The sequence below is a fragment of the Acidobacteriota bacterium genome (assembly GCA_034211275.1).
GTDB lineage: Bacteria > Acidobacteriota > Thermoanaerobaculia > Multivoradales > JAHZIX01 > JAGQSE01.
In genome coordinates this window covers 1-23,174 of record JAXHTF010000030.1, presented here as the reverse complement: position 1 = coordinate 23,174, position 23,174 = coordinate 1, and the positions used below count along the sequence as shown (strand labels likewise).

The following is a 23,174-nucleotide window of genomic DNA, read 5'->3' as shown; positions in this document are numbered from 1 at the left end:
TGATGTTGGATCGCATCATCGAATGGTCGCTGAAGAACCAGCTGCTGGTCACCGTCTCGGCGCTGGTGGCGGTGCTGGCGGGACTCTGGGCGGTGACCACCACCCGGGTGGACGCCATCCCCGACCTCTCCGACGTCCAGGTCATCGTCTATAGCCGCTACCCCGGTCAGGCGCCGCAGGTGGTGGAGGACCAGGTCACCTACCCCATCTCGTCGAAGATGTTGGCGGTGCCCCACGCCCGGGTGGTGCGGGGCTACTCCTTCTTCGGTTACTCGCTGGTCTACGTGCTCTTCGAGGACGGCACCGATCTCTACTGGGCGCGCTCGCGGGTGCTGGAGTCCCTCTCCGGCCTGGGGGACCAGCTGCCCCGCGGGGTGACCCCCAACCTGGGGCCCGACGCCACCGGCGTGGGCTGGGCTTTCATGTACGTTCTCAACTCCGACGAGCGCTCCCTGGACGAGCTGCGGAGCCTGCAGGATTGGTACCTCAAATACGGTCTGTCGGCGGTGGACGGGGTGGCGGAGGTGGCCTCCGTAGGCGGCTTCGTGCGCCAGTACCAGGTCGAGGTGGACCCGGTGAAGCTGCGTGCCTACGGCATTTCCCTGGAGCGGGTGAAACAGGCCATCCAACGCTCCAACGTCGAGGTCGGCGGCCGTCTGCTGGAGGTGGCGGAGCGGGAGCTGATGATCCGCGGCCGCGGCTACGTTCAGAAGCCGGAGGATCTGGAGAAGGTGGTGCTGGCGGCGGGCAGCGGCGGCGTGCCGGTGCAGCTGCGAGATGTCGCCCGGGTCACCGTGGGACCGGAGATCCGCCGCGGAGTGGCGGAATGGAACGGCGAAGGGGAGACCGTCGGCGGTATCGTGGTGGTGCGCGCCGGTGCCGACACCCGGGAAACCATCCGGAGGGTGGAGGAGCGCCTCGAAGAGCTCCAGGAGGGGATGCCCGCGGATGTGCGGGTGGAGATCGCCTATGACCGCAGCCAGCTCATCGACCGCGCGGTCTCCAACCTCACCCACACCCTGCTGGAGGAGCTGTTGGTGGTCTCCCTGGTGTGCTTCCTCTTCCTCTTCCACTTCCGCTCGGCGCTGGTGGCGGTGGTCTCCATCCCCCTCTCCGTGCTCCTGGCCTTCGTGGTCATGCGCTGGCAGGGCCTGGGGGCCAACATCATGTCCCTGGGGGGCATCGCCATCTCCATCGGCGTGCTGGTGGACGCCGCCATCATCATGGTGGAGAACGCCCACAAACACTACGAGGAGCAGAAGGGCCAGGTCTCGCGCTTCGAGATCATCCTGCGCTCGGCCCAGGAGGTGGGGCCGACGCTCTTCTTCTCGCTCTTGGTGATCACCGTCTCCTTCCTGCCCATCTTCACCCTGGAGGCCCAGGAAGGGCGGCTGTTCAAGCCGCTGGCCTTCACCAAGACCTACTCCATGGCCATGGCTTCGGTGCTGGCGGTGACGGTGGTGCCGGTGCTCATGTATTGGTTCGTCCGCGGCCGCATCCACAGCGAGGAGCGGCATCCGGTGTCGCGCTTCCTGCGCGCCATCTACCGGCCGATGCTGCGGGGAGCCTTGCGCTTCCGCTGGCCGGTGATCGCGGCGATGGTGGTGATCCTGCTCCTCACCCTGGTGCCTCTGGGCAATATCGGCTCGGAGTTCATGCCGCCGCTGTGGGAGGGGGACCTGCTCTACATGCCCACCACCTTCCCGGGTATCTCCATCACCAAGGCGAAGGAAATCCTGCAGCAGACGGACAAGATCTTGCGCACCTTCCCGGAGGTGGAGTCGGTCTTCGGCAAGGTGGGACGGGCGGAGACCGCCACGGATCCGGCACCGCTGTCGATGATCGAGACCACCATCACCCTCAAGGACCCCAGCGAATGGCGGCCGGGGATGACCCGGGAGCAGCTGGTGCGGGAGATGGATCGGGCGATCCAATTCCCCGGCCTCACCAACTCCTGGACCATGCCCATCAAGACCCGCATCGACATGCTCTCCACCGGCATCAAGACGCCGGTGGGGATCAAGATCGCCGGGCCGGATTTGAAAGTCCTGGAGGGCCTGGCCCAGGAGGTGGAGACGGTGGTCAAGGCTCTCCCCGGAACCGCTTCGGCCTATGCCGACCGGGTCATGGGGGGGACCTACCTGGACTTCGAGATCGACCGCTCCGCCGCCGCCCGCTTCGGCCTCAACGTCGCCGACGTCCAGGGCGTCATCGAGAGCGCCATCGGCGGCATGAATGTCGATTGGACGGTGGAAGGCCTGGAGCGCTATCCCATCAATGTCCGCTACCCGCGGGAGCTGCGCTCCAGCATCACCGAGCTCGGCCAGGTGCTGGTGTCGACGCCCCAGGGGGCTCAAGTGCCGCTGGAACAGCTGGCGCGATTGGAGCTCAAGGAGGGCCCGCCGGGGATCAAATCCGAGAATGCCCGCCCCAACGCCTGGATCTATGTCGATCTGCTGGCCTCGGAGGGTGGTGGCAGCGACATCGGCGGCTGGGTGGAGCGGGCGCGCGAGGAAGTGGCCCAGCGGGTCGAGCTGCCGCCGGGATACACCATCTTCTGGTCCGGCCAGTTCGAGTACATGCAGCGGGCGCGGGCGCGGCTGATGATCATCGTGCCTCTGACCCTCTTCCTGATCTTCATCATCCTCTATCTGCACAACCACTCGGTGGTGGAGACCTTCTTCGTGCTCTCCGCCATCCCCTTCTCGCTGGTGGGCTCGGTGTGGTTCCTGGACTGGCTGGGCTACAACTGGTCGGTGGCGGTGTGGGTGGGGATGATCGCCCTCGCCGGGCTGGCGGCGGAGACCGGCATGGTGATGCTGCTCTACCTCGACATCGCCTACCGCGAATGGCGGCAGCGGGGAGCCCCGGGGGGCTACGCCGGCTTGGCGGCGGCGGTGGATCACGGCGCCGTGCAGCGCATCCGCCCGAAGATGATGACCGTGGTGACGGTGCTGGTCTCGCTGGTGCCCATCCTGTGGGCCAGCGGCACCGGCGCCGACGTCATGAAGCGCATCGCGGCGCCCATGGTGGGCGGCGTGCTGACCTCGTTCCTGGCGGAGCTCGTGGTCTTCCCGGCGATGTATTTCGTTTGGCGTAGTCGCGGGGTGGAGAGCGGAGAGCTCTTCCCGCCGTCTGCGCCGGGCCATTCCGAGAACGAATCGAGCTCTACGGACTCGATCTCTACAGATGGGAGCGGCTCGCAGCCGCCGCCCGATCAATCTGCCTCTTGAACCGATACGACCTACAAGGAGAAACGATCATGTTCCGAGTCAAGAAATCTCTCACCCTCGCCCTGCTTCTCGCCCTCGCCGGTGCTTTCGGTACGGGTGCCCTCGGTGCCGGCAGCGCCAATGCCGAAGAGCTGCCCATGGAACGGGTCTTGAACCGCTACGAGCAGGTACGCTTGGTGCTGGTCGAAGATGCCACCACCGATATCTCGTCCCACGCCGCCGCCATGGGGCAAGCCTTGGCGGAGCTGGAGGCCGACCTGACGGCGGCCCGGGCCGGAGTGGCGAAGGATCAGGTCGAGACCGCCGGCGAGTTGCTGGTGGAGATTCGGCAGGGGGTCGAGGCTTTGGAGTCGGCGGAGAGCCTGGATGCCGTTCGCGACGCCTTCTACGCCATCAGCAAGCCCCTGGTGCGCTACCGCGCCATTGCTGACGGTGACTGGCCCGCCGTGACCTACTGCCCCATGGCGCGCAAGTCTTGGCTACAGCCGGAGGGTGAGATCGGCAATCCGTACCACGGTCAGAGCATGCCCCGCTGTGGTGAGATCGTCGAGAGCTGATCGTCGTCGTTCCAGCGGTCAGAGTCGGCGCGCGATCATGGTGATCGCCGCGAAGACCACCGTGAGGATGGCTGCGACGACCGCCACCGGAGCGCGGGGGCCGAGGAACATCCCCACCAACAGCGCCACGGCGGCGGCGAACATGGCGGCGATGCGAGCGAGATGGGCGATGGCTTTGGGATCCATGGGGCGAGTCTACAACCTCGCGCCGGGGAGTCCGCTCTGTCGTCCATCGCATCGTCTTCACGCACCCTTGGGATTCAACGAACGCTGGCGAACAGTGCCCACGGGCACAGGGAGAGCCAAGTCATGAGCGAGCACCAGGAATCTTCATCCGAGTCCGGCCACAGCTGCTGCGGTCATTCTGAGAAAGATGAGTCTGCGAAGGACCAGCCGGATTCCTCCGGTGTCCTGGACCCGGTGTGCGGCATGACGGTGGATCCGGCCACCGCCGAGCACCGCGCCGAGCACGGAGGGGAGACCTACTACTTCTGTTGTGAGCACTGCCGGAAAAAGTTCGTCGCGAATCCGGAGCAGTACCTGGCGCAGGGTTCGGGGGACGAAGAGCCGGGTTCTTGTTGCTCGTCGGCCACACCCCCGGAGTCGTCTCGCACTGGCTCCTGGCGCTACATCTGCCCCATGTGCGAGGGAGTGGAGAGCGATGGCCCGGACTCCTGCCCCAAATGCGGCATGGCCCTGGAGCCGGAGAGCCCGCAAAAGGCTGGGAAAGTGGAGTACGTCTGCCCCATGCATCCGGAGGTGGTGCGGGACGAGCCCGGCGATTGCCCCAAATGCGGCATGGCCTTGGAGCCGCGCACGGTGGCGGCGGAGGAGAATCCGGAGCTGACGGTGATGCGCCGGCGCTTCTGGGTCAGCACCGTGCTCACCGTGCCGGTGCTCCTGCTCGCCATGTCGGAGATGATTCCCGGCGATCCCCTGGGCTTCGTCCCTCACGGGGTGAGCCTGTGGCTGCAGCTGGCGCTGGCGACGCCGGTGGTGCTGTGGGGCGGCTGGCCGTTTTTCCAGCGCGCCTGGGCCAGCGTCGTTCACCGCAGCCCGAATATGTTCACCCTCATCGGTCTCGGTACCGGTGCGGCTTACCTCTACAGCCTGCTGGCGGCGCTGGCGCCGGATCTCTTCCCCGAAGCGGCCCGGGAGGCCTCGGGAGAGGTAGCGGTCTACTTCGAGGCGGCGGCGGTGATCATCACCCTGGTGCTGCTGGGGCAGGTTCTCGAGCTCAAGGCCCGGGGCCAGACCAGCCGGGCGCTCCAGGAGCTCCTGGAGCTGGCGCCGGACACCGCCAGACGTCTCGAGGAAGACGGCTCGGAGCGCGATGTGCCGCTGGAGGAGGTGCGCGAGGGGGACCGCCTGCGGGTGCGTCCCGGCGAAAAGGTGCCGGTGGACGGCGAGGTGCTGGAAGGGCGCAGCACGGTGGACGAGTCGATGATCACCGGCGAGCCCATGCCGGTATCCAAGGAAGCCGGGGACGAGGTCACCGGCGGCACCCTCAACGGCACCGGCAGTCTGGTGGTCCACGCTCGCCACGTCGGTGCCGACACCCTGCTGTCGCGCATCGTCGAGATGGTGGCGGAGGCCCAGCGCAGCCGTGCGCCGATCCAGCGGGTGGCGGACAAGGTGGCGGCGTGGTTCGTGCCGGCGGTGGTGCTCACCGCCGTGGTGGCTTTCGTCCTATGGCTGTGGTTGGGGCCGGATCCGCGGCTGGCCCACGCGCTGCTGGCGGCGGTCTCGGTGTTGATCATCGCCTGCCCTTGCGCTCTGGGGCTGGCGACGCCCATGTCCATCATGGTGGGCACCGGCCGCGGCGCTGGCGCCGGCGTCTTGATCCGCAACGCCGAGGCGCTGGAGGCACTGGAGCAGATCGACGTGGTGGTGGTGGACAAGACCGGCACCCTCACCGAGGGCAAGCCGCGCCTGGTGGCGGTGGAGCCCGTCGACGGCGGTGAGCTGAGCGAAGAGGAGCTTCTGCGCCTGGCGGCGGCGCTCGAGCGCGGCAGTGAGCATCCCCTGGCCCAGGCGATCTTGAGCGGTGCTGAGGAGCGGGAGCTGGAGCTTCCCTCCTCCGAAGACTTCTCTTCGGTCACCGGCAAGGGCGTCCACGGCACGGTGGACGGCCGCACCGTCGCGGTGGGCAACAGGGCGCTGTTGGAGGAGCTGGAGGTCGACGCCGGCGCCTTGCCACAGCGGGCGGACGAGCTGCGCCGCAAGGGCCAGACGGTGATGTTGGTGGCGGTGGACGGCGCCGCCGCGGGCTTGCTGGCGGTGGCGGATCCGATCAAGGAATCGACTCCGGAAGCGGTGCGGCAGCTCCACGAGGCGGGGCTGCGGCTGGTGATGCTCACCGGCGACGAGCACACCACCGCCGAGGCGGTGGGCCGGGAGCTGGGGCTGGACGAGATCCACGCCGGCGTGTTGCCGGAGCAGAAGGCGGATCTGGTGGCCGAGCTCAAGGCCGAGAAATCCGACAACGGTGGCCTGCGGGTGGCCATGGCCGGGGACGGCGTCAACGACGCTCCCGCCCTCGCCCGGGCGGACGTGGGCATCGCCATGGGTACCGGTACCGACGTTGCCATCGAAAGCGCCGGAGTGACTCTGGTGCAGGGGGATCTGCGGGCGTTGGTGCGGGCCCTGCGGCTGAGCCGCGCGACCATGCGCAACATCCGCCAGAATCTCTTCTTCGCCTTCGCTTACAACGCCCTCGGTGTGCCGGTGGCGGCGGGAGCCTTGTACCCGTTTTTCGGCCTCCTGCTCTCGCCCATGATCGCCAGCGCCGCCATGAGCTTCAGCTCGGTGTCGGTGATCGCCAACGCGCTGCGGCTGCGGCGGGTGAAGCTCTGATCTCGGACCGCCGGCACCTTGGCGGAATCGGGTTCGGCGGGCGTCGGAGTGCGTGCTAGAATCCGCGCGAATTCAGGCATTTGCATTCGTGGAGGGAGCAGCTCGCGATGAAGATCACGCTACCGGATCTGACCATCGGCATCGAAGAGGAGTACCAGATCATCGAGCCCGAGAGCCGGGAGCTCAAATCCTACATCCAGGAGATGTTGGAGCAGGGCCGGGTGGTGCTTCAGGATCAGATCAAGTCGGAGTTCCTGCAGTCCCAGGTGGAGGTGGGCAGTCAGATCTGCCGCAATATCCAGGAGGCGCGGGCGGACATTGTGCGCCTGCGCCGCTCGATCTGCGAGCTGGCGGACCGCAACGGTCTCAAGGTGGCGGCGGCCAGCACCCATCCCTTCTCCAGCTGGGCCAAGCAGGACGTCAACGTCACTCCGCGGTCCATCAAGCTCCAGGAGGACATGGGGCAGCTGGCGCAGCGCCTCTTGATCTTCGGCATGCACGTCCACATCGGCATCGAGAACAAAGAGCTGATGATCGACGTGATGAACCAGGCCCGGTACTTTCTGCCCCACGTGCTGGCCCTGTCCACCAGCTCGCCCTTCTGGCACGGCCGCGACACCAAGCTCAAATCCTACCGGTCGGTGGTCTTCGAGAGCCTGCCCCGGAGCGGGCTGCCGCCGTCCTTCGACTCCTGGGCGGATTACCAGGGCTTCGTCGACATCCTGGTCAAGACCGAGTGCATCGACGAACCGAGCAAGATCTGGTGGGACGTGCGTCCGCACTCGAAATTCCCCACCCTCGAGTTCCGGGTGTCGGATATCTGCACCAAGGTGGACGAGGCCATCTGCCTGGCGGCGCTGATTCAGGCCATCGTGGCCAAGCTCATCAAACTCCGCCGCAGCAACCAGAGCTGGCGCCAATACCGCCACCATCTGATCGAGGAGAACAAATGGCGAGCGGTGCGCTACGGCATCGACGGCAAGCTCATCGACTTCGGCCTCCGGCAGGCCGTGCCCATGCGCTTCCTGGCTCGCGAGCTGCTCACCTTCATCGACGATGTGGTGGACGAGCTGGGCAGCCGCGAGGAGGTGGAATACGTCCATACGATCCTCGCCAACGGCTCCTCCGCCGATCGCCAGCTGGAGGTCTTCCGCAGCACCGGCGACATGAAGGCGGTGGTGGATCATCTGATCCGCGAGACTCGGGAGGGTTGTGACTGACCGCCCCCCGGGCTCCCACTAACGCCTCTTCCCCCCGAACCGCAGCGCGCCGGGCATAGTCCGTCCGGCGTGGCGGGCTGCGACGTGGGCGAAACTCCCCGCTCCTCGGCGGCGTAGTCCTCGCCAGGCCCGGAGGATTTGCTCCGAGAGCCCTGCTGCCGGGAGGTGTTATGAGCTCGACCCAACCATCAAGCCGCCCCAGTGACTTCAAGAGGACCGACTTCAGGATGACCGACTTCAGGACGACCGGCTTCAGGATGATTGGGTCATGAGCGCCGACGGCTGCCTGAAGGGAGGCTGCATCGGCTGCGTCGTCGCGGCAGCGCTTCTCGGCGCCGCGGCGGTGGTGGTGGGGCTGGTGATCTCGTCGGCGGATCCGCCGGAGCCCGAGCCGGTTTCCCGCCGCATGGCTCAGCCCTTGCCCGAAGCTCCCGCCGCTCCCTCCGCCCCCGAAGCCCCGGCATCCATGCCGGCGGAAGCCCCTCCCGGCGCGCCTTCTTCCACCACCGGTTCCTCTCAGGACGGGCCCCAAGCGGTGGAGCTGGGAAGCGCTTCCTGGACCTCGGCTGCCGCCGAAGGCATCGTCCGCGTCAACGTGGACGCGGGCAGCTTGCGCCTCGAGGTCGGTGAGCCGAATCAGGAGATCGAGCTCTTCGCCGACTATGACGAAGCGCGCTTTCGGGTCGAGGAGAGCCTGCACCAGATCGAGGGCGAGCCGTGGCTTTACCGGCTTCGGGTCGATGGCAAAGGTGGGGTTTTCGGCCTGCCTTGGCAGGGCGGCCGGGCGCCGGAGCTGCGGCTGGTGCTGCCCCGAGACCGGGCTCTGGCGCTGGAGATTTCGCTGGGGGCAGGGGAATCGCGGTTCGATCTGGGAGGGCTCTGGCTCACCGATGTGGAGATGGACTTGGGCCCCGGTGACCACTGGGTGAGCGTGCTCGAGCCGTTGGCTGAGCCTCTGCCCCGGCTGGAAGTGGACGCCTCCTGGGGCAGCATCAAGACCTTTTCTCTGGGCAACGCCAGCCCGGTGTACACCAACCTCCGAACCTCCGGCGGCGAGCTGGTGGTAGATCTAGGGGGAGCTTGGCGTGGGGACGGCGAAGTGGATCTGCGCTTTGGCTTCGGTTCCTGCCTCATCGTTCTGCCGGACAACGCTCGTACGGAGGTGTTGCGGGCGAACGTGCAATTTGGCGAGAAGCTGCTGGAAGGCTCGACGCTGGAGGACTCCAGCTTGGCCGAGGATGCGCCGACGGTAGGGCTGAAGGTTTCGGGTACCGCGGGGGAGCTGACGCTCAAACGCTAGGCTTGCAGGCTTTGGATTGGGGCGACCTCCATCGGGGCCGGTCCGTTCAAGGGCGCTCTTCGAGCCGAGGAGGCGCAAAAGAACCCGAGAGGCGAGGAATGGGAAGATCTCCGTTCATGATCCTCCCATCCCTCCGACTCCGGGCGGCGACCGAGGTCTCGAGGGCTGAGAGTGGTCGCCTGCAAAGTTGGCTGGTAGAACAGACAGGGACGCCGAGCGTGTCGAGGAGATTCACCGGTGCTGCCAGGAGCGCCTCGACACGCCGCGTCGACGAGATCGGAACCCAAGCCCTACTGCCGTCCGTTCACCGGCGCGTAGGTACGGTCCCGAAGGAAAGAAAATGACGAGAGCCGCCTTCCCGCGTCCCCTGCGGCTGCCTCCCGGCCTTCCGTCAAAGGCGGCTCCCTCGGAACTGAAGCATTCTCCGCGTCTGCGGCCCGTCACTCTCTCTCCCGCAGAACGCTTCCAGACCTCCGAGTTAGCCTGACCACCATGCCGTGGCTCTCTCGCTCCCTCCCGCCTCAGGCTGTCCCGATCATCGTGAATCGCCTCGCCACCATCGGTGACCTCTCTCCCTCGCACGCTCCGGCGACTCTCAGGGTTACAGGAGTTGCTGGAACCAGTCTTTGCCCCCCGTCCGGAGAAACTTCTGCTGCCGTGGGGTGGTCGGATCGATGGCCCGGGGCGCGGTTCAGGCCTTCGGAGATGTCCTAACAGAGAATTTCTAGGCGCGCTAAGGCCCTTTGAAGCGGTAGTTTGCGGGGCCTGGCCATAAACTAGCCAACCTTTTTTCACAAAAGTGCTGAAAACAAGACCAGAGTGTTGTATAGTTTGTCACGCCTTACAGAGGACCGGTGCTGCAACGACCTCTGGAACAAGGGAATCAGCGAGTTAGCGAGATTTTGATGCTGGAAGACTCCTTGCTCCTACAAGCCCCGGAGCGGTCCCGTTCAGACCGCCACCCGGGGTGAGCGAGGGGCCCTTCGAGGATCAAGGGCTACGGGGGACCGGCTCGGGCCAAACGATTCAATCCTCTTGAGTAAGGAGTAAGAAGACCATGGAAGCAACTGTTACCTCCCAGGACATCGCCCGTATTCGCCGCGATCTGGAGTGCGCCCCTGATATCGAGGAGGCTGCCGAGCTGATGAGCCTCGCCGGCAACGCGACCCGGCTGAAGCTGCTCTATCTGCTGGAGACCCACGGTGAGATCTGCGTCTGCGACCTGGCTGAGATGCTCGGCGTTTCCGTTTCGGCGGTTTCCCAGCACCTGGCCAAGCTGAAGGCTCGGGGCCTGGTGGCTCCCCGCCGGGACGCCCAGACCATCTACTATCGGCTCACCAAGCACGACTTCAACGGCAAGCTCAAGGAGAGCTTCCTGAACGACCTGCACAACTGAGCCTGCGCTAGCAGCCCGATCCGTCTCAACGGTCGGGATCAAAACGCCGATGGAGATCACCCCGATGGGTGCTTTCCGTCGGCGTTTTCGCATTTCGGGCTCCTCCCGCCGCATCTCGTCATGGCTTTCCTCCCGCTGCGAGTTGGGTAAAATGTTCCGGCGTCCGGACACGCCCAAGCATCGGTTAGAGGAGACAGAGATGAGCCACAGCCCCCGCCCAAAATTCACCTTCCTGGGTCATTCCACGGTCCGTTGTGACCTGCCGGATGGCAAGGTCCTGCTGATGGAGCCCTGGGTCGACGGGAACCCTTCCTGTCCCGACGAGCTCAAGAGCTTCGAACGCATCGATGCCATGCTCATCACTCACGCCCACGCGGATCACATGGCCGACGCGGTGGCTCTGGCGAAGAAGTACAAGCCGGAGGCGGTGGTGGCCAACTTCGAGATCTGCGAGTGGCTGGCCGCTCAAGGGGTGGAGAACGTGGCGCCGATGAATATCGGTGGCAATCGCAAGGTGCTGGGCATGCGGGTGTCGATGGTCCGCGCCGATCACTCCAGCGGTCTGGAGGACGGCGGCAAGTACTACGACGGCGGCATCGCCAGCGGCTTTGTGGTCAAGCTCGCCGAGGGCTACACCTTCTACCACGCCGGGGACACGGCGCTATTCTCCGACATGCAGCTCATCGCCGAGCTCTACCGCCCGGAGCTCGCCTTCCTGCCCATCGGCGACGTCTTCACCATGGATCCCCACCAGGCGGCGAAGGCCTGCCGCTTTCTCGGCGTGCGCCATGTGGTGCCTATCCATTGGGGCACCTTCCCGGATCTCACCGGCACTCCGACCCAGTTGAGCAAAGAGTTGCGGGACCTGGGCATCAACTGCGATGTGCTGACCCTGCAGCCCGGAGAGGTCTACTGAGCGGTACGGCGGCGCCCTCCTAGGAGCCCGGGGTGAAGGCTTTCTACTGCGATCACTTCGTGCTCCCCCTGCCTCCCCAACATCGCTTTCCCATGGCCAAGTACCGGCTGCTGCGGGAGCGAGTGGGGGCTCGAGGGGTCGTGGCGGCGGAGCATCTCCGGGTGCCGCCGGCGGCGTCCGACGAAGAGCTGCTGCGGGTTCATGACCCGGAGTACCTGCGGCGGGTGGTGAGGGGCGAGCTGACCCGGGAGCAGGTGCGGCGGATGGGTTTTCCATGGTCGCCGGCGCTGGTGGAGCGTTCCCGGCGTTCCGTCGGCGGCACCTTGGCCGCTGGCCGTTGGGCCCTCGCCGAAGGGGTGGCGGCGAACCTCGCCGGCGGCACCCACCACGCCTTCACCGACCGCGGTGAGGGCTTCTGCGTGTTCAACGACGCGGCGGTGACGGCCCGGGCGATGCAGGCGGAGGGCCGGGTGGAGCGGGTGGCGATCCTCGATTGCGACGTGCACCAGGGCAACGGCACCGCCAGCATCTTCGCCGGCGATGCCTCGGTGCTCACCATCTCGATCCACGGGGAGCGCAACTACCCGTTTCACAAAGAGCACAGCGATGTCGATCTGGCGCTTCCCGACGGCACCGGCGACGGCGACTACCTGGAGATCTTGGATCATGCCCTGGATCGCAGTCTGGCTCCCTTCGATCCCCAGCTGGTGATTTATCTCGCTGGCGCTGACCCATACCATGGCGACCGCCTCGGGCGGCTGGCCCTCAGCCGCCAGGGCCTGCGGGAGCGGGATCGCCGGGTCTTGAGCTTTTGCGCGGATCTTGGCATCCCGATTGCACTAGTTATGGCCGGAGGGTATGCGCGTCCCGTGGAACGAATCGTCGACATCCACACCGCTACTCTCGAGCTAGCGGCGCAGAGCGCCGTGAAACGGCAGTTAGGAACGGAAACCAGTTTCCGATAGACTTGATCGTCCCTGATCGATGACGGTGGAGCCCCAGCGGGTTGCGTGCGCGAGAACTTCCGCCGCCGGACCGCCGACAGCTGCGGTCTCGAATCGTCAGGGTGCTGAATTTGAATCGATATGGAAAGGATGGGTATCGCAATGAAGAAGACGTGGCGAGCTCTAGCGCTTCTCCCCCTGATGGTGCTGCTGAGCGCGGCCGTGGCCCTGGCGGCCGGCGAAGGCCGGATGCTGGGCAAGGTAGTGGACGAGGATGGAGATCCCGTTCGAGACGCGACGGTGACCATCACCTCGCCGGACCTGCCCCAGTACAAGGAAATCACCAGCACCAAGAAGAACGGCACGTTCTCCATGGTCTTCTCCAAGGCGTACCTGCGCTACGTCTACCGCATCGAGAAGGAAGGCTTCCAGACCACCGAGCAGGAGGTGAAGACCAACCTCGGCGGTACCACCCGGCACACCTTCGAGCTCGCCGAGGGCGTGGGCGCCGCGCCGGTGACCGCCAGCGGCGACAAGCCCGCCTCAAAGTCCAACAAGGCCATTTTCTCCTTCAACGCCGGTGTCGAAGCCTACGACGCCAAGGATTACGAGACCGCCAAGACCAAGTTCTTGGAAGCCCTGGAGGCGGATTCCCAGCTCTACCAGGCGCACTCCGCGCTGGCCGACGTTTATCTGGCCACCGGTGAGTACCAGGCCGCCGTGGACTCGGCGGAGCAGGCCATCGTCCAGCAGTCCGGTTTCCTGCCGGCCCACCGCATTCGTTACGAGGCGTACAAAGAGCTGGGCATGGACGACAAGGCCCAGGAGGCTCAGGAGGCCATCGCTGCCCTTGGACAGAACACCGCCGAGGCCAAGCGCATCTTCAACGAGGGCGTGGAGCTCAACAAGTCCGACGACAAAGAGGCTGCTCTCGGCAAGTTCCAGGAAGCCGCCGCCATGGACCAAAACCTGGCGCCGGCGTTCAACGCCATCGCCATCCTGGCGACCAATCTGGAGCGCTGGGAGGAGGCCGCCGAGGCTTCCGAGCGGTTGCTGGTTCTGGAGCCGGGCAACGACAAGGCGCTGCGCATCCGCTACGACGCCTACGTCAACCTTGGCGACGAGGAGAAGATCGGCGATGCGTTGGTGGATCTGGCCCAGGTCGATCCCGAATTCGCCTCCAACAACCTCTACAACCTGGCGGTGGGCCGCTTCAACTCGGGCAACTACGCTGGTGCCATCGAGCTCTTCGAAGAGGCTCTGACGATCAACCCGGAGCACGGCAAGGCCCACTACTATCTCGGCCTGGCCGCCATCAACACCGGCGACAACGCCAAGGCCAAGGAGCACCTGGCGCGCTTCCTGGAGATCGCTCCGGACGATCCGGAGGCGGCCTCCGCTCAGGAGATGATCAAGTACCTGGGCTGATCCCTCAGCTCAGCGCCTGATCAGAGCTTCTGATCTGATCCAACCGGCCGGCTTTCCTTCCGGGAAAGCCGGCCGGTTTCTTATTTGGCGAATCAGAGAAACCGGTGGGCTGGCGCCCACCCTACAGCCGGAGAGCAACGCTTCTTCCGTAGGGTGGGCGCGCCAGCCCACCATCTCGGCAGCAGAAGGCGAGAGAGCCCTGCTCAGGGAACCCGCCGGGTCAGCCACTCCTCGCGGTAGCGTTGCATCTCCGGAGTGTCCGGGAAGGCCTCGCCGGGGCCGTAGGGATAGCCGCTCATGGCGCGGAAGGGGAGGGGCTCGACGCGGTCGCCGGCCCAGGTGTTGCGGTCAGCGTCCTTGTCCCAGCCGTGGCTTTCCAGGAACACCGTGCGGCTCCAGCCTGCCGGCGGTGGCGGCAGCTCGCTGGCGTCGAAGAGGAGCTCGACCTCGTCTCCGGCACCGAGGATGACCGAACGATCATCGGCCTCCGCCAGCAATTCCCGCACGTCGCCGTAGCGGGTATAGCCGCCGCTCATGGGGAGCCAGGGCGAGTCCGCCGTGACCGCGTCGTAATCGAATTCGTGGGGCGCGTTGGGGGCGCGGCGGAAGGGACGGGAAAAGCCTCGGAAGTGCAGGTCGGCCCGCGCCGCCGGTAGCTTCGCCACGACCTTCACCGCCTTCTCGTCGGGGGTCGCCGCGGCGCCGGTGGTCCAGGCGATGCGGTCCCAATGGAGCCACTGACCGGTGACCATGCGCAGGCGTTGGGCTCCCGGCGGCAGCGGCGGCGTGTCGATGATCATGGTCTTGGTCTTGCCCGCGGGGAAGCCCATGGAAGGCATCAGCGTGCGCCACTGGCCGTCCACCTCCACCTCCAACCGTGGCGGCACCGGCGCCGGGCCACCGCGCTGGGCCAGGGCCAGGTTGAGGCTGGCGTCGGCGGGGAAGATCCAGCCGTCCAGGTGCAGGCGCACCGGTGCTGCCGGCGCCTCCCCCAGATCCAGGGTGAAGCTCCAGGGCTCCGCCGCCACGCCCTGGTACCGGCTCGGCGTGTAGCCGTCGGCGTAGACGTGGTCACGGCGCGCCACCTGGTCGCCGACCTCCACGCCGCGGCCGTCCCAAGCGCCGTCCAGGGGACGCAGGTGGCGGCTGGCCATGACCCGATCCGGCACGCTCTCTCCGGGCTGGATGCGCAGGCTGCTGGCCACCTCCACCTCGGTTGGATGATCCACCACCCACAGCCGCAGATAATCGAAGTAGGCGGCCTCCCAAAGCTCCTCTGTGATGCTCATGCGGTAGCGGCCGTCCTCGGCGGCAGCCTCCGGCACCAGCACCAATTCCTGCGGATCGGCGCCGGCCCACACGCCGGGGGCCAGGGGCATGCCGATGGGAGCGCCCCACAGCAGATCGCTGACGAAGCTCATGGACTCGCCGTTCCAGGCGTAGAGGAAGGGGCAGCTACCCTTGAGCAGCTGTTCCTCCACCATCGTCTGATTGCGGCTCAGCTGCAGCCGGTTCTGGGGTACGCCGTTGGTCCACACCACCCGCACCAGGTAACCGCCGCGCAAATCCCCGAGCCCCAGGTGCACCAGGTCGCCGTGGACTTCCCTGAGCTGATAGGCGTTGCCCGAACGCACCTCCACCAGTGCGCCGCGGCCGAAGGCGTTGTTCTTCGAGCTGCCCTTGTCCAACCCCCGCAGCCGCAGGGCGATCCAATTGCGCTGGTCGCCGCCCTGGTTGATCAGCCGGTGCACTCCCGCCGGCCCGGCGGTGAGCAGGTCCTGATCTCCGTCGCCGTCCAGATCCACCGCCAGCAGATCGCTGACCTGGCGCGGAGCGCCCGCCAAGGGCACCGGGACGAGCCCTCCCTGGCCGTCCTGCTGCAGCACCCGCACGCCATCGTCACCGGCCAGGGCCAGGTCGATGCGGCCGTCGTTGTCGGCATCGAAGGCTTCGACGGCGTGGAAGGGCCCCGGCAGGGAGGTCTGCCGGCGTAGCTTGAAGGAGCCGCCCAGGTTGTCCCAAACCTCCAGGGATGCGCCGACGCTCACCACGTCCAGCCGCCCATCGTTGTTGAGGTCGGCGCTGAGGGCCTGGCGGGACGGGGCCGCCGCGGTGAGAGCGGCCTCGCCGGTGCGGTCGGCGAAGGTTCCCTGGCGCAGATTGTCGAGCCAGGTGACTCCGCGGTCGTGGGCCAGCAGCAGGTCCAGGTCCCCGTCCTGGTCGAGGTCGGTGGGCAGGGCGCTGGCGATCTTGCGAGCCGGGTCCAGCTTTGGGAGAGCTTCGGTCCCCACCGGCTGCAGTGGGCCCTGGAGGTCGTTGAAGTAGAGCTCGCCGGGAACCTTCGATCCTCGGATCTGAGAGCCGCCGGCGAGGAAGAGGTCGAGGTCGCCCTCGATGTCGAAATCCAGCGCCACGGCGGCGCCAGCGCCGGCCTGGGCCAGCCCCGTCCCCTCGGTGCCGTCGGTGAAGCCGCCCTGGCCATCCCCCCGCAGCACTTTGCCGGCGGTGGCAGAGAAGACCAACAGGTCGAGGGCGCCGTCGTTGTCCAGGTCGGTGCACAGCAGGGTCTCGGCTCCCGCTGGCGCCGGCAGCCGCACCGGCGGCGGGGCGGCGCCCTCGGCACCGCTCCTGCGCAGCTCTACCGCTGTCTCTGCCGCTTCCTCGCCGGGGAGGATCCAGGCCAGATCCTGGGTCCCGTCGCCGTCCACGTCACAGGCCACCGGGGCCCTTGCCGCTCCGTCGGTCCATTCTTCGCCGCTGAAACGAATCTTCCCCGGCGCTCCAAAGTCGCCGCGGTCGGTGCTGCCGGTGAATCTGGTCACCGGGATACCCTGGATGCCCGTCACCAGCTCCCGCAGGCTTTCGCGGTACATGGCGCTGACCTTGAGGACGTTCTCCAGCCGCAATGCCGGCACCCGGGCGGCTGCCACGGTCTCGCCCTTCAGCGCTTCCATCACCTTCTCCATGGCAGTCTCGGCGATGGGCGGGGTCTGCCACAGCAGCTCGCGGATGCGCAGAAAGGCACCAGTGGCCGCTGCGCGGTCGCCCTCGGCGATGGCCTGCTGACCGCTGGCCAGCAGCACCACCACATTCTCCGGCCGCAGCCGTACCAGCCGCTCCAAAGCCCAGGCCTTGGAGTCCTTGGCGGCCTCTGTTTCCACCGTCACCGCCTGGCGGTAGAGGGCGTAGAGAATCTCTGGATTCTCCGGTGCCGCCTCCGCCGCCTGGCGGTAGGTCGTCAGCGCTTCCTCCGCTCGCCCCGCCCATTGCAGCACGTCCCCCCGCACCGCCAGCAGATCACCGCGCCCGGGCCCCTTCTCCAGCGCCTGGTCGATGGCCTCCAATGCCTCCTCCGAGCGCTGCTGGCGCAGCAGAGAAATGGCCAGGTTGGCGTAGCCCAGGGGATCTTCCGGCAAAGCCTTGATCAGCGCGCGGTAGCTCTTCTCGGCCTTCTCCGGGGACTCATTCTCCAGCTGGGCGAAGCCCACATTCTGCAAGCTCACCGCCTCCTCCGGAATCTTCGAGGTGGCGAGAGCGGGGAGTTGGGCGGCGCAGGCCAGCAGGGCGGCGGCGGTGAGGATTTTTCTCATGCAGCGCATTCTACGATCTCTGAGGAAGAGTGTCCGAGGATACTGGAGCGGGGCAGCGTCCTGGTTTGAATCCAGCTCAGGCCTCGGCACTGCTAGCCACCGCAGGCGGTCGAGCTGAAGCGGCGCGCGGAAAACTCGCGTTGCTCAAACAGTTCCGCGCGTTTTCCCGCTTCAGCTCGTGCCTGCGGCGGGTGCCTCGGGGTCTTCCCAGGATTCAAACCAGGACGCTACCCATTGCGAGTCCTGGGACCGGGCTCGCAACGATACAATCAAGCTTCCATGACCAACGCCAATGATTCCACCTCGTCGCCCCGTCGCCTGTACCTCATCGACGGCTACTCCAACATCTTCCGGGCGTTCTACGCCATCCGCCATCTCACCAACTCCCGGGGGGAGCCCACCAACGCCGTCTTCGGCTTCCTGCAGATCCTCCGCAAGCTGCTGCGGGAGGAAGCCCCGGAGCTGGTGGGCGTGGCGCTGGATGTCTCCCGGAAGACGGTGCGCACTGAGAAATACGAGGACTACAAAGCCCACCGCGCCCCCATGCCGGAAGATCTGCGTCCGCAGATCCCGTGGATCCGCAAGGTGCTGGAGGCCTACCGCATCCCGATGCTGGAGATGCCCAACTACGAGGCCGACGACGTCCTGGGAACCCTCGCCGCCAAAGCCTCCGCCGAAGGCTACGACGTGGTGCTGGTCTCCGCTGACAAGGACCTCATGCAGTTGGTGACCGCCAAGGTCTCCCTCTTCCACACCGGCCGCACCAAGGTCTACGATCCGGCGCTGGTAGAGGAGGACTTCGGCGTGCCGCCGGCGCAGGTCGCCGATGTGTTGGCCCTCATGGGGGACACCAGCGACAATGTCCCCGGGGTTCCGGGCATCGGTCAGAAAGGTGCCGTCAAGCTGGTGCAGGAGTATGGCTCCGTCGAGACCCTCCTCGAGCGCGCCGAGGAGATCAAGCGCAAGAGCTACCGCGAAGGCCTCCAGGAGCACCGCGCCCAGGCCGAGCTGTCCAAAGAGCTGGTGACCATCCACTGCGACCTGGACATCGCCTTCGACCCCGACGATCTGCACCGTGACCCGCCGGACAACGCCGCCCTGCGGGAGATCTTCGCCGAGCTCGAGTTCCACTCCCTGGTGGAAGAGCTGGACGCCGCCGCCGAGCAGGATCGGGAGCTCGAAGCCGCCCGGGAGATCACCACTCCCAAGGCCTGGGCCGAAGCCGTCGCGGCGCTGCGCAAGGCTTCACCCAACGAGCTCTATCTGGCGCCGGTGGGGGCCGAGTCGCTGCTGGGTCTGGTGGTGGGAGCCGCTGCGGATGTCGAGGTCGAAGGCGGCCTGTCGGTTGGCGTTCTGGTGGACCTTCGCCGTCCCGAGCTCCGGGAGGCCGTCCTCGCAACCCTCGGTGAGTGGTTTGGGGACGAGGAACTGCGCCTGGTGGGCCACGACCTCAAAGAAGTTCTCCATCTGGTGCCCAATGACGGTTTCATTGGAGGGGGCCACTGCCGCGCCCAGCTCTTCGACCTCATGCTCGCCTCCTACGTCCTGCGTCCGGCGCTCAAGAGCCACGGCCTCGACGAGATCTGCCTCGAGCGCCTGCACCGTACCCTGCCCAGCCTGGAGGATGCCGGCTGGCAGAAGAAGCAGCCGCCGGAGCCCGGCCACCAAGGCCTTACCCTCCTCGGCGGCGAGCGTCTCGACGCCCTGCGCCGGTTGGCGCCCCAGCTGCGCCAGGAGCTCGAAGAGGCTCCCGCCCTGGCGGCGGTCTACGGCGACATCGAAGCGCCGCTGGTGCCGGTGCTGGTCTCCATGGAGGAGGCCGGCGTGCTCCTCGACCAGGATTTTCTGGCGGAGATGTCGGCGGAGCTGGGCAAAGAGATCGACGCTCTAGAGGGGGAGATCTATCGGCTGGCGGGGGAGGAATTCAACGTCAATTCGCCCCAGCAGCTGGGGGTGATCCTGTTCGAGAAGCTCGAATACCCGGTGCTCCGCCGCACCCGCAAGACCAAGTCCTATTCCACCGGCGCCGAGGTCCTCGAAGAGCTCGCCGCCCGCGGCTACCCGCTGCCCGCAGAGATCCTGCGCTACCGGGAGCTGGCCAAGCTCAAGAGCACCTACGTCGACGCCCTGCCCACCCTGGTGGCGGAGGACGGCCGCATTCACACCCATTTCAACCAGGCCGTGGCCGCCACCGGCCGCCTGTCCTCCGCCAACCCCAATCTGCAGAACATCCCGGTGCGCACCGAGCTCGGCCAGCGCATCCGCAAGGCCTTCGTGGCACCCCCAGGCTACCGCCTGCTGTGCGCCGACTACAGCCAGGTGGAGCTACGAGTCCTCGCCCACATCGCCCAGGAAGAAGCCATGCTTGCCGCCTTCCGCGCCGGCGAAGACATCCACCGCGCCACTGCCGCCGCGGTCTTCGAGATCGACCCCGGCATGGTCGCCGACGAGCAACGCCGCGCCGCCAAGACCATCAACTTCGGCATCCTCTACGGCATGAGTGCCTTCGGCCTGGCCCGCAACCTGGGCATCCCCAAGGCCCAGGCGGCCCAATTCATCGACGCCTACATGGAGCGCTACGGCGGCGTCAAAGCCTACGTCGACGAGACTCTGGCGACGGCTCAGGACGAGGGCAAAGTGGAAACCCTCTACGGCCGCGCTCGCTGGCTGCCGGAGATCCACGCCAAGAACCGCGCGGTGCGCGAGAACGCCCAACGCATGGCCATCAACGCCCGCATCCAAGGCACCGCTGCCGACATCATGAAGCTAGCCCTCATCCGCATCCACCACCGCCTGGCCGAAGAATCCCTCGCCTCCCGCCTTCTGCTGACGGTCCACGACGAGGTCATCCTCGAAGTCCCGGAAGCCGAGGTCGATCCCGTCTCCAAGCTGGTGCAGGAAGAAATGGAAGGCGTCTGCACCCTCGACGCCCCGCTGGTGGCGGAGGTGGGGGTGGGGGAGAGTTGGTATGAGGCGAAGTAGCTCACTCTGAGATCTAAGACGGGGTTTCTACCCTTCGCGGCTCGGTGGTTGGAGGGTTTCAGAAGAAATAGCTGGAGAACGTCCTCAGGAGGGCTTCGGCGGGAACGGAGTTCTCATGAAGGCTCTGACTGCTCGCCGCTCTTTCTCTCTCTTCCAAAGTCTCTTGGCCTGGGTGCTGTTCGGGTGTCTCTTGACCCCATGCCCACCCGCTTTGGCCCAAACCTCCGGCGCCTGCACCGGCAGCCTCGACTGGATCCTCGGTACCAATCAGGACGACCAGAGCGCTAATTGCAGCGGCTTCCGCTGCTACCCGCCGGTGGCCTCCGAGCCGGTGTTCGAGCCTGCCTTCGGCTGCAACCCCGCCCTCGGCCCCTGCTCCATCACGGCCACCGTCGAACTCAGCTTCCCCGGAAACCACCAAAACGAACCGACCGACATCGGTTTCAACTACACCTTCGCCACCGTCGAGGTCCGCGACTCCTCGGATAGCCTGCTGGGAGTCTGCGGCCACGCCGGCCAGGTGATTCTGGAGGATACGGGCACCGTCCAATGGGGCTTCACCGGCGCCTGCGGCGACACCGATGTGGCCTTCCAAGTCCAAGCCCGCAGCTGCCCCTGTCAGGGACCGTTCTGCCCGCTGTGCCAGCACGTGACCACGGTCACGGCCGACCTCAACGACTCCAATTTCTGCCCCGAGCCGCCCAAAGAGGACTGCCCCGGCGCCAACGCGTACAGCTGCACCAATTGCCTCGGCGTCGGGGGTGGAGGAGCACCTCCCGGCGGCGGCGGTGGGGGCTACGACGGCAAGGGCGAGACCGGCCCCGGTGCCCGCCTCGCCTACAAAGCCGGTGGTGCGGGACATCCCGGCTGGCCCGGCACCGCCGGCTGGCTACCCACCCTGGGGCGCTACTGGTCCCACGACTACGCCCAACGCATCGTCCCCGACCCGGATGCTGTTCCTTCAGATGGGCACGTCTGGCTGATCACCGACCGCGTCACCTTCCGGGAGTTCTCCAACCTCTCCGGCGGCGTCTATCAGACCACCTCACCCACCGACGAATACCGCACCCTGCGCAAGGTCGGCGCCGGCTGGGAACTCACCGACCTCGACGGCACGGTGATGGCCTTCGACGCCGCCGGGAAGTGGACCTCTACCACCGACCGCTTTGGCAACCCGAAGACCGGCTTCTACAACGCCCTCGATCAGCTGGAGCGCGTCACTTTTGCCGACCAGCGCGAGGAGCTCTTCACCTACGACGCCGTCACCGGAAAGCTCGACACCCTCACCGAGGTCGGCGTCGGCGGCTCGCCAGCCCGCACGTGGACCTACACCTGGGACGGCGACGACCTGGAGCGCATCGATCTGCCTGACGGCCGGGCCTACGAATTCTTCTACGAAGATCTGCTCCTACCCGGCTACCTGACCCGCGTGGAGCTGGTCGGAACGATGGGCGGTCGGGAAGTAGATGTCGCTTGGGAGTACGACACCACCGGCAACGTGCTGGCCATCTGGCGTGGGGACGCTTCGAAGATCGGCCCCGATGCGGTGAACCTCTGGGAGCTGTCCTTCGACGACCCGGCGTTGCCGGTGGAAACGACGGTTCTCGATCCTCTCGGGGCTACTAGCACCTACACTTTCGGCCGCGATGAGGGCAGCCGCAAGGCCCGATTGGAAGAGCTTTCCGGCAGCTGCCCGGCTTGTGGCATGACTCCCAACTCCAACATGGACTACGACGACCCGGACCACCCCCTCCGACCCACCCGGGAAACCAACGCCCAAGGCGTGCACACCGACTTCACCTACGGCGACTTGGGTCAGGTGCTGACCCGCACTGAGGCCTCCGGAAAGGCTGTCGAACGCACCACGAGCTGGACCTACCACTCCACCTACCCAGCGCTGGTCACAGAGATCGAGCAGCCGTCGGTGGCCGGTGGCGCCTCGGTGCGCACCACGACGATGGGCTACAACAGCGAGGGAGCTTTGGAGGAGCGGCGCATCGAGGGGGCGGAGGCTCCCGGCGGGGCTTTCAGCTACTCGACCTTCTACACGCCGACGGACGAGGGATTGCCGGAGGTCGTCGATCCTCCCGGCTACGGCACGGACGACCTGACGACGACCGTCTACGACTCCACTCGCGGCTCCCTGCTCGCCGAGTCGCGCACCGACCCGCTCATCGGTACCACCACCTTCGCCTACGACGGCTACAATCGTCGCACCGGTGTCACTGACCCCAACGGTGTGACCACCACGACGATGTACGACGCCGCCGACCGAGTCACCTTCCTGATTCAAGAGGGAGCGACGCCGGCGGAGGATCTGGTCACCGAGCACCGCTACGACGAATTCGGCCGGCTGTTCCAGACGGTGCTGCCGGAGGGCAACGTCATCGAGTACGGATACGACGCCGCGGGGAGGCTGGTCTGGGTCGAGCGCAAACCTAACGACCAACCGACCAGCCACGGCGAGCGCACCGTCTACACCCTCGACGCCGCCGGCAACCGCACCCGCGAGGAGCAGCAGCGCTGGGACGGAGCCGGTTGGGTCACTGAATCCTTCACAGACTACACCTGGGCCAACCGCTGCCAGATGAAGTCAGTGGATCACGCCGACGGCAGCCAGACCGAGTACGCGTACGATTGCGAAGGCAACCTGGAGAAGGTTTGGGACGCCAACCATCCTTCGACCACCCAGCAGAGCGGCCAGACGGAGATCCCGACGACGATGTACTCCTACGACGCGCTGGACCGACTG

Annotated in this window: 13 protein-coding genes; 11 read left to right on the top strand and 2 right to left on the bottom strand. The window is 66.5% G+C overall.

Annotation, left to right across the window (positions count from 1 at the left end):
- Nucleotides 1-2: 2 nt before the first annotated feature.
- A complete protein-coding gene (locus SX243_07530) occupies nucleotides 3-3,233 on the top strand; it encodes a CusA/CzcA family heavy metal efflux RND transporter (protein ID MDY7092806.1) in 3,231 nt (1,076 codons plus the stop codon).
- A gap of 29 nt (nucleotides 3,234-3,262) precedes the next feature.
- A complete protein-coding gene (locus tag SX243_07525) occupies nucleotides 3,263-3,790 on the top strand; it encodes a hypothetical protein (GenBank protein MDY7092805.1) in 528 nt (175 codons plus the stop codon).
- Nucleotides 3,791-3,808: 18 nt separating this feature from the next.
- Here the strand turns inward: SX243_07525 and SX243_07520 are convergent, their stop codons facing one another.
- Entirely contained in the window at nucleotides 3,809-3,976 is a 168-nt protein-coding gene (locus SX243_07520) for a hypothetical protein (protein ID MDY7092804.1), read from the bottom strand.
- A gap of 123 nt (nucleotides 3,977-4,099) precedes the next feature.
- On the opposite strand from SX243_07520, the gene SX243_07515 reads away from it, so the two are divergent.
- From SX243_07515 to SX243_07485, 7 genes are all read left to right on the top strand, one after another.
- The gene (locus SX243_07515; protein MDY7092803.1) at nucleotides 4,100-6,646 is read left to right on the top strand and encodes a heavy metal translocating P-type ATPase; all 2,547 of its coding nucleotides are present in this window, start codon (nucleotides 4,100-4,102) and stop codon (nucleotides 6,644-6,646) included.
- A 107-nt stretch (nucleotides 6,647-6,753) separates the two neighbouring features.
- Nucleotides 6,754-7,866 (top strand): carboxylate-amine ligase, encoded by a 1,113-nt coding sequence (locus tag SX243_07510; protein ID MDY7092802.1) that lies wholly within the window; start codon nucleotides 6,754-6,756, stop codon nucleotides 7,864-7,866.
- Nucleotides 7,867-8,134: 268 nt separating this feature from the next.
- Nucleotides 8,135-9,166 (top strand): hypothetical protein, encoded by a 1,032-nt coding sequence (locus SX243_07505; GenBank protein ID MDY7092801.1) that lies wholly within the window; start codon nucleotides 8,135-8,137, stop codon nucleotides 9,164-9,166.
- A 1,057-nt stretch (nucleotides 9,167-10,223) separates the two neighbouring features.
- Nucleotides 10,224-10,562 carry a metalloregulator ArsR/SmtB family transcription factor gene (locus SX243_07500; GenBank protein ID MDY7092800.1) on the top strand — a complete coding sequence of 113 codons (339 nt, stop codon included), beginning with the start codon at nucleotides 10,224-10,226 and terminating at the stop codon, nucleotides 10,560-10,562.
- A 199-nt stretch (nucleotides 10,563-10,761) separates the two neighbouring features.
- Nucleotides 10,762-11,478 carry a metal-dependent hydrolase gene (locus SX243_07495; protein MDY7092799.1) on the top strand — a complete coding sequence of 239 codons (717 nt, stop codon included), beginning with the start codon at nucleotides 10,762-10,764 and terminating at the stop codon, nucleotides 11,476-11,478.
- 32 nt (nucleotides 11,479-11,510) lie between these two features.
- The gene (locus SX243_07490) at nucleotides 11,511-12,443 is read left to right on the top strand and encodes a histone deacetylase (GenBank protein MDY7092798.1); all 933 of its coding nucleotides are present in this window, start codon (nucleotides 11,511-11,513) and stop codon (nucleotides 12,441-12,443) included.
- Between the two features lie 141 nt (nucleotides 12,444-12,584).
- Entirely contained in the window at nucleotides 12,585-13,850 is a 1,266-nt protein-coding gene (locus SX243_07485) for a tetratricopeptide repeat protein (protein ID MDY7092797.1), read from the top strand.
- Between the two features lie 203 nt (nucleotides 13,851-14,053).
- On the opposite strand, the gene SX243_07480 is transcribed toward SX243_07485, so the two are convergent.
- Complete coding sequence (locus SX243_07480; protein MDY7092796.1) at nucleotides 14,054-17,440, bottom strand: FG-GAP-like repeat-containing protein; 3,387 nt, start codon at nucleotides 17,438-17,440, stop codon at nucleotides 14,054-14,056.
- A gap of 279 nt (nucleotides 17,441-17,719) precedes the next feature.
- Between SX243_07480 and polA the strand changes: the two genes are divergently transcribed.
- Both polA and SX243_07470 read left to right on the top strand, forming a co-directional pair.
- Entirely contained in the window at nucleotides 17,720-20,422 is a 2,703-nt protein-coding gene (polA, locus tag SX243_07475) for a DNA polymerase I (protein ID MDY7092795.1), read from the top strand.
- Nucleotides 20,423-20,612: 190 nt separating this feature from the next.
- On the top strand, nucleotides 20,613-23,174 hold a 2,562-nt coding region (locus SX243_07470), incomplete at its 3' end, for a hypothetical protein (GenBank protein MDY7092794.1).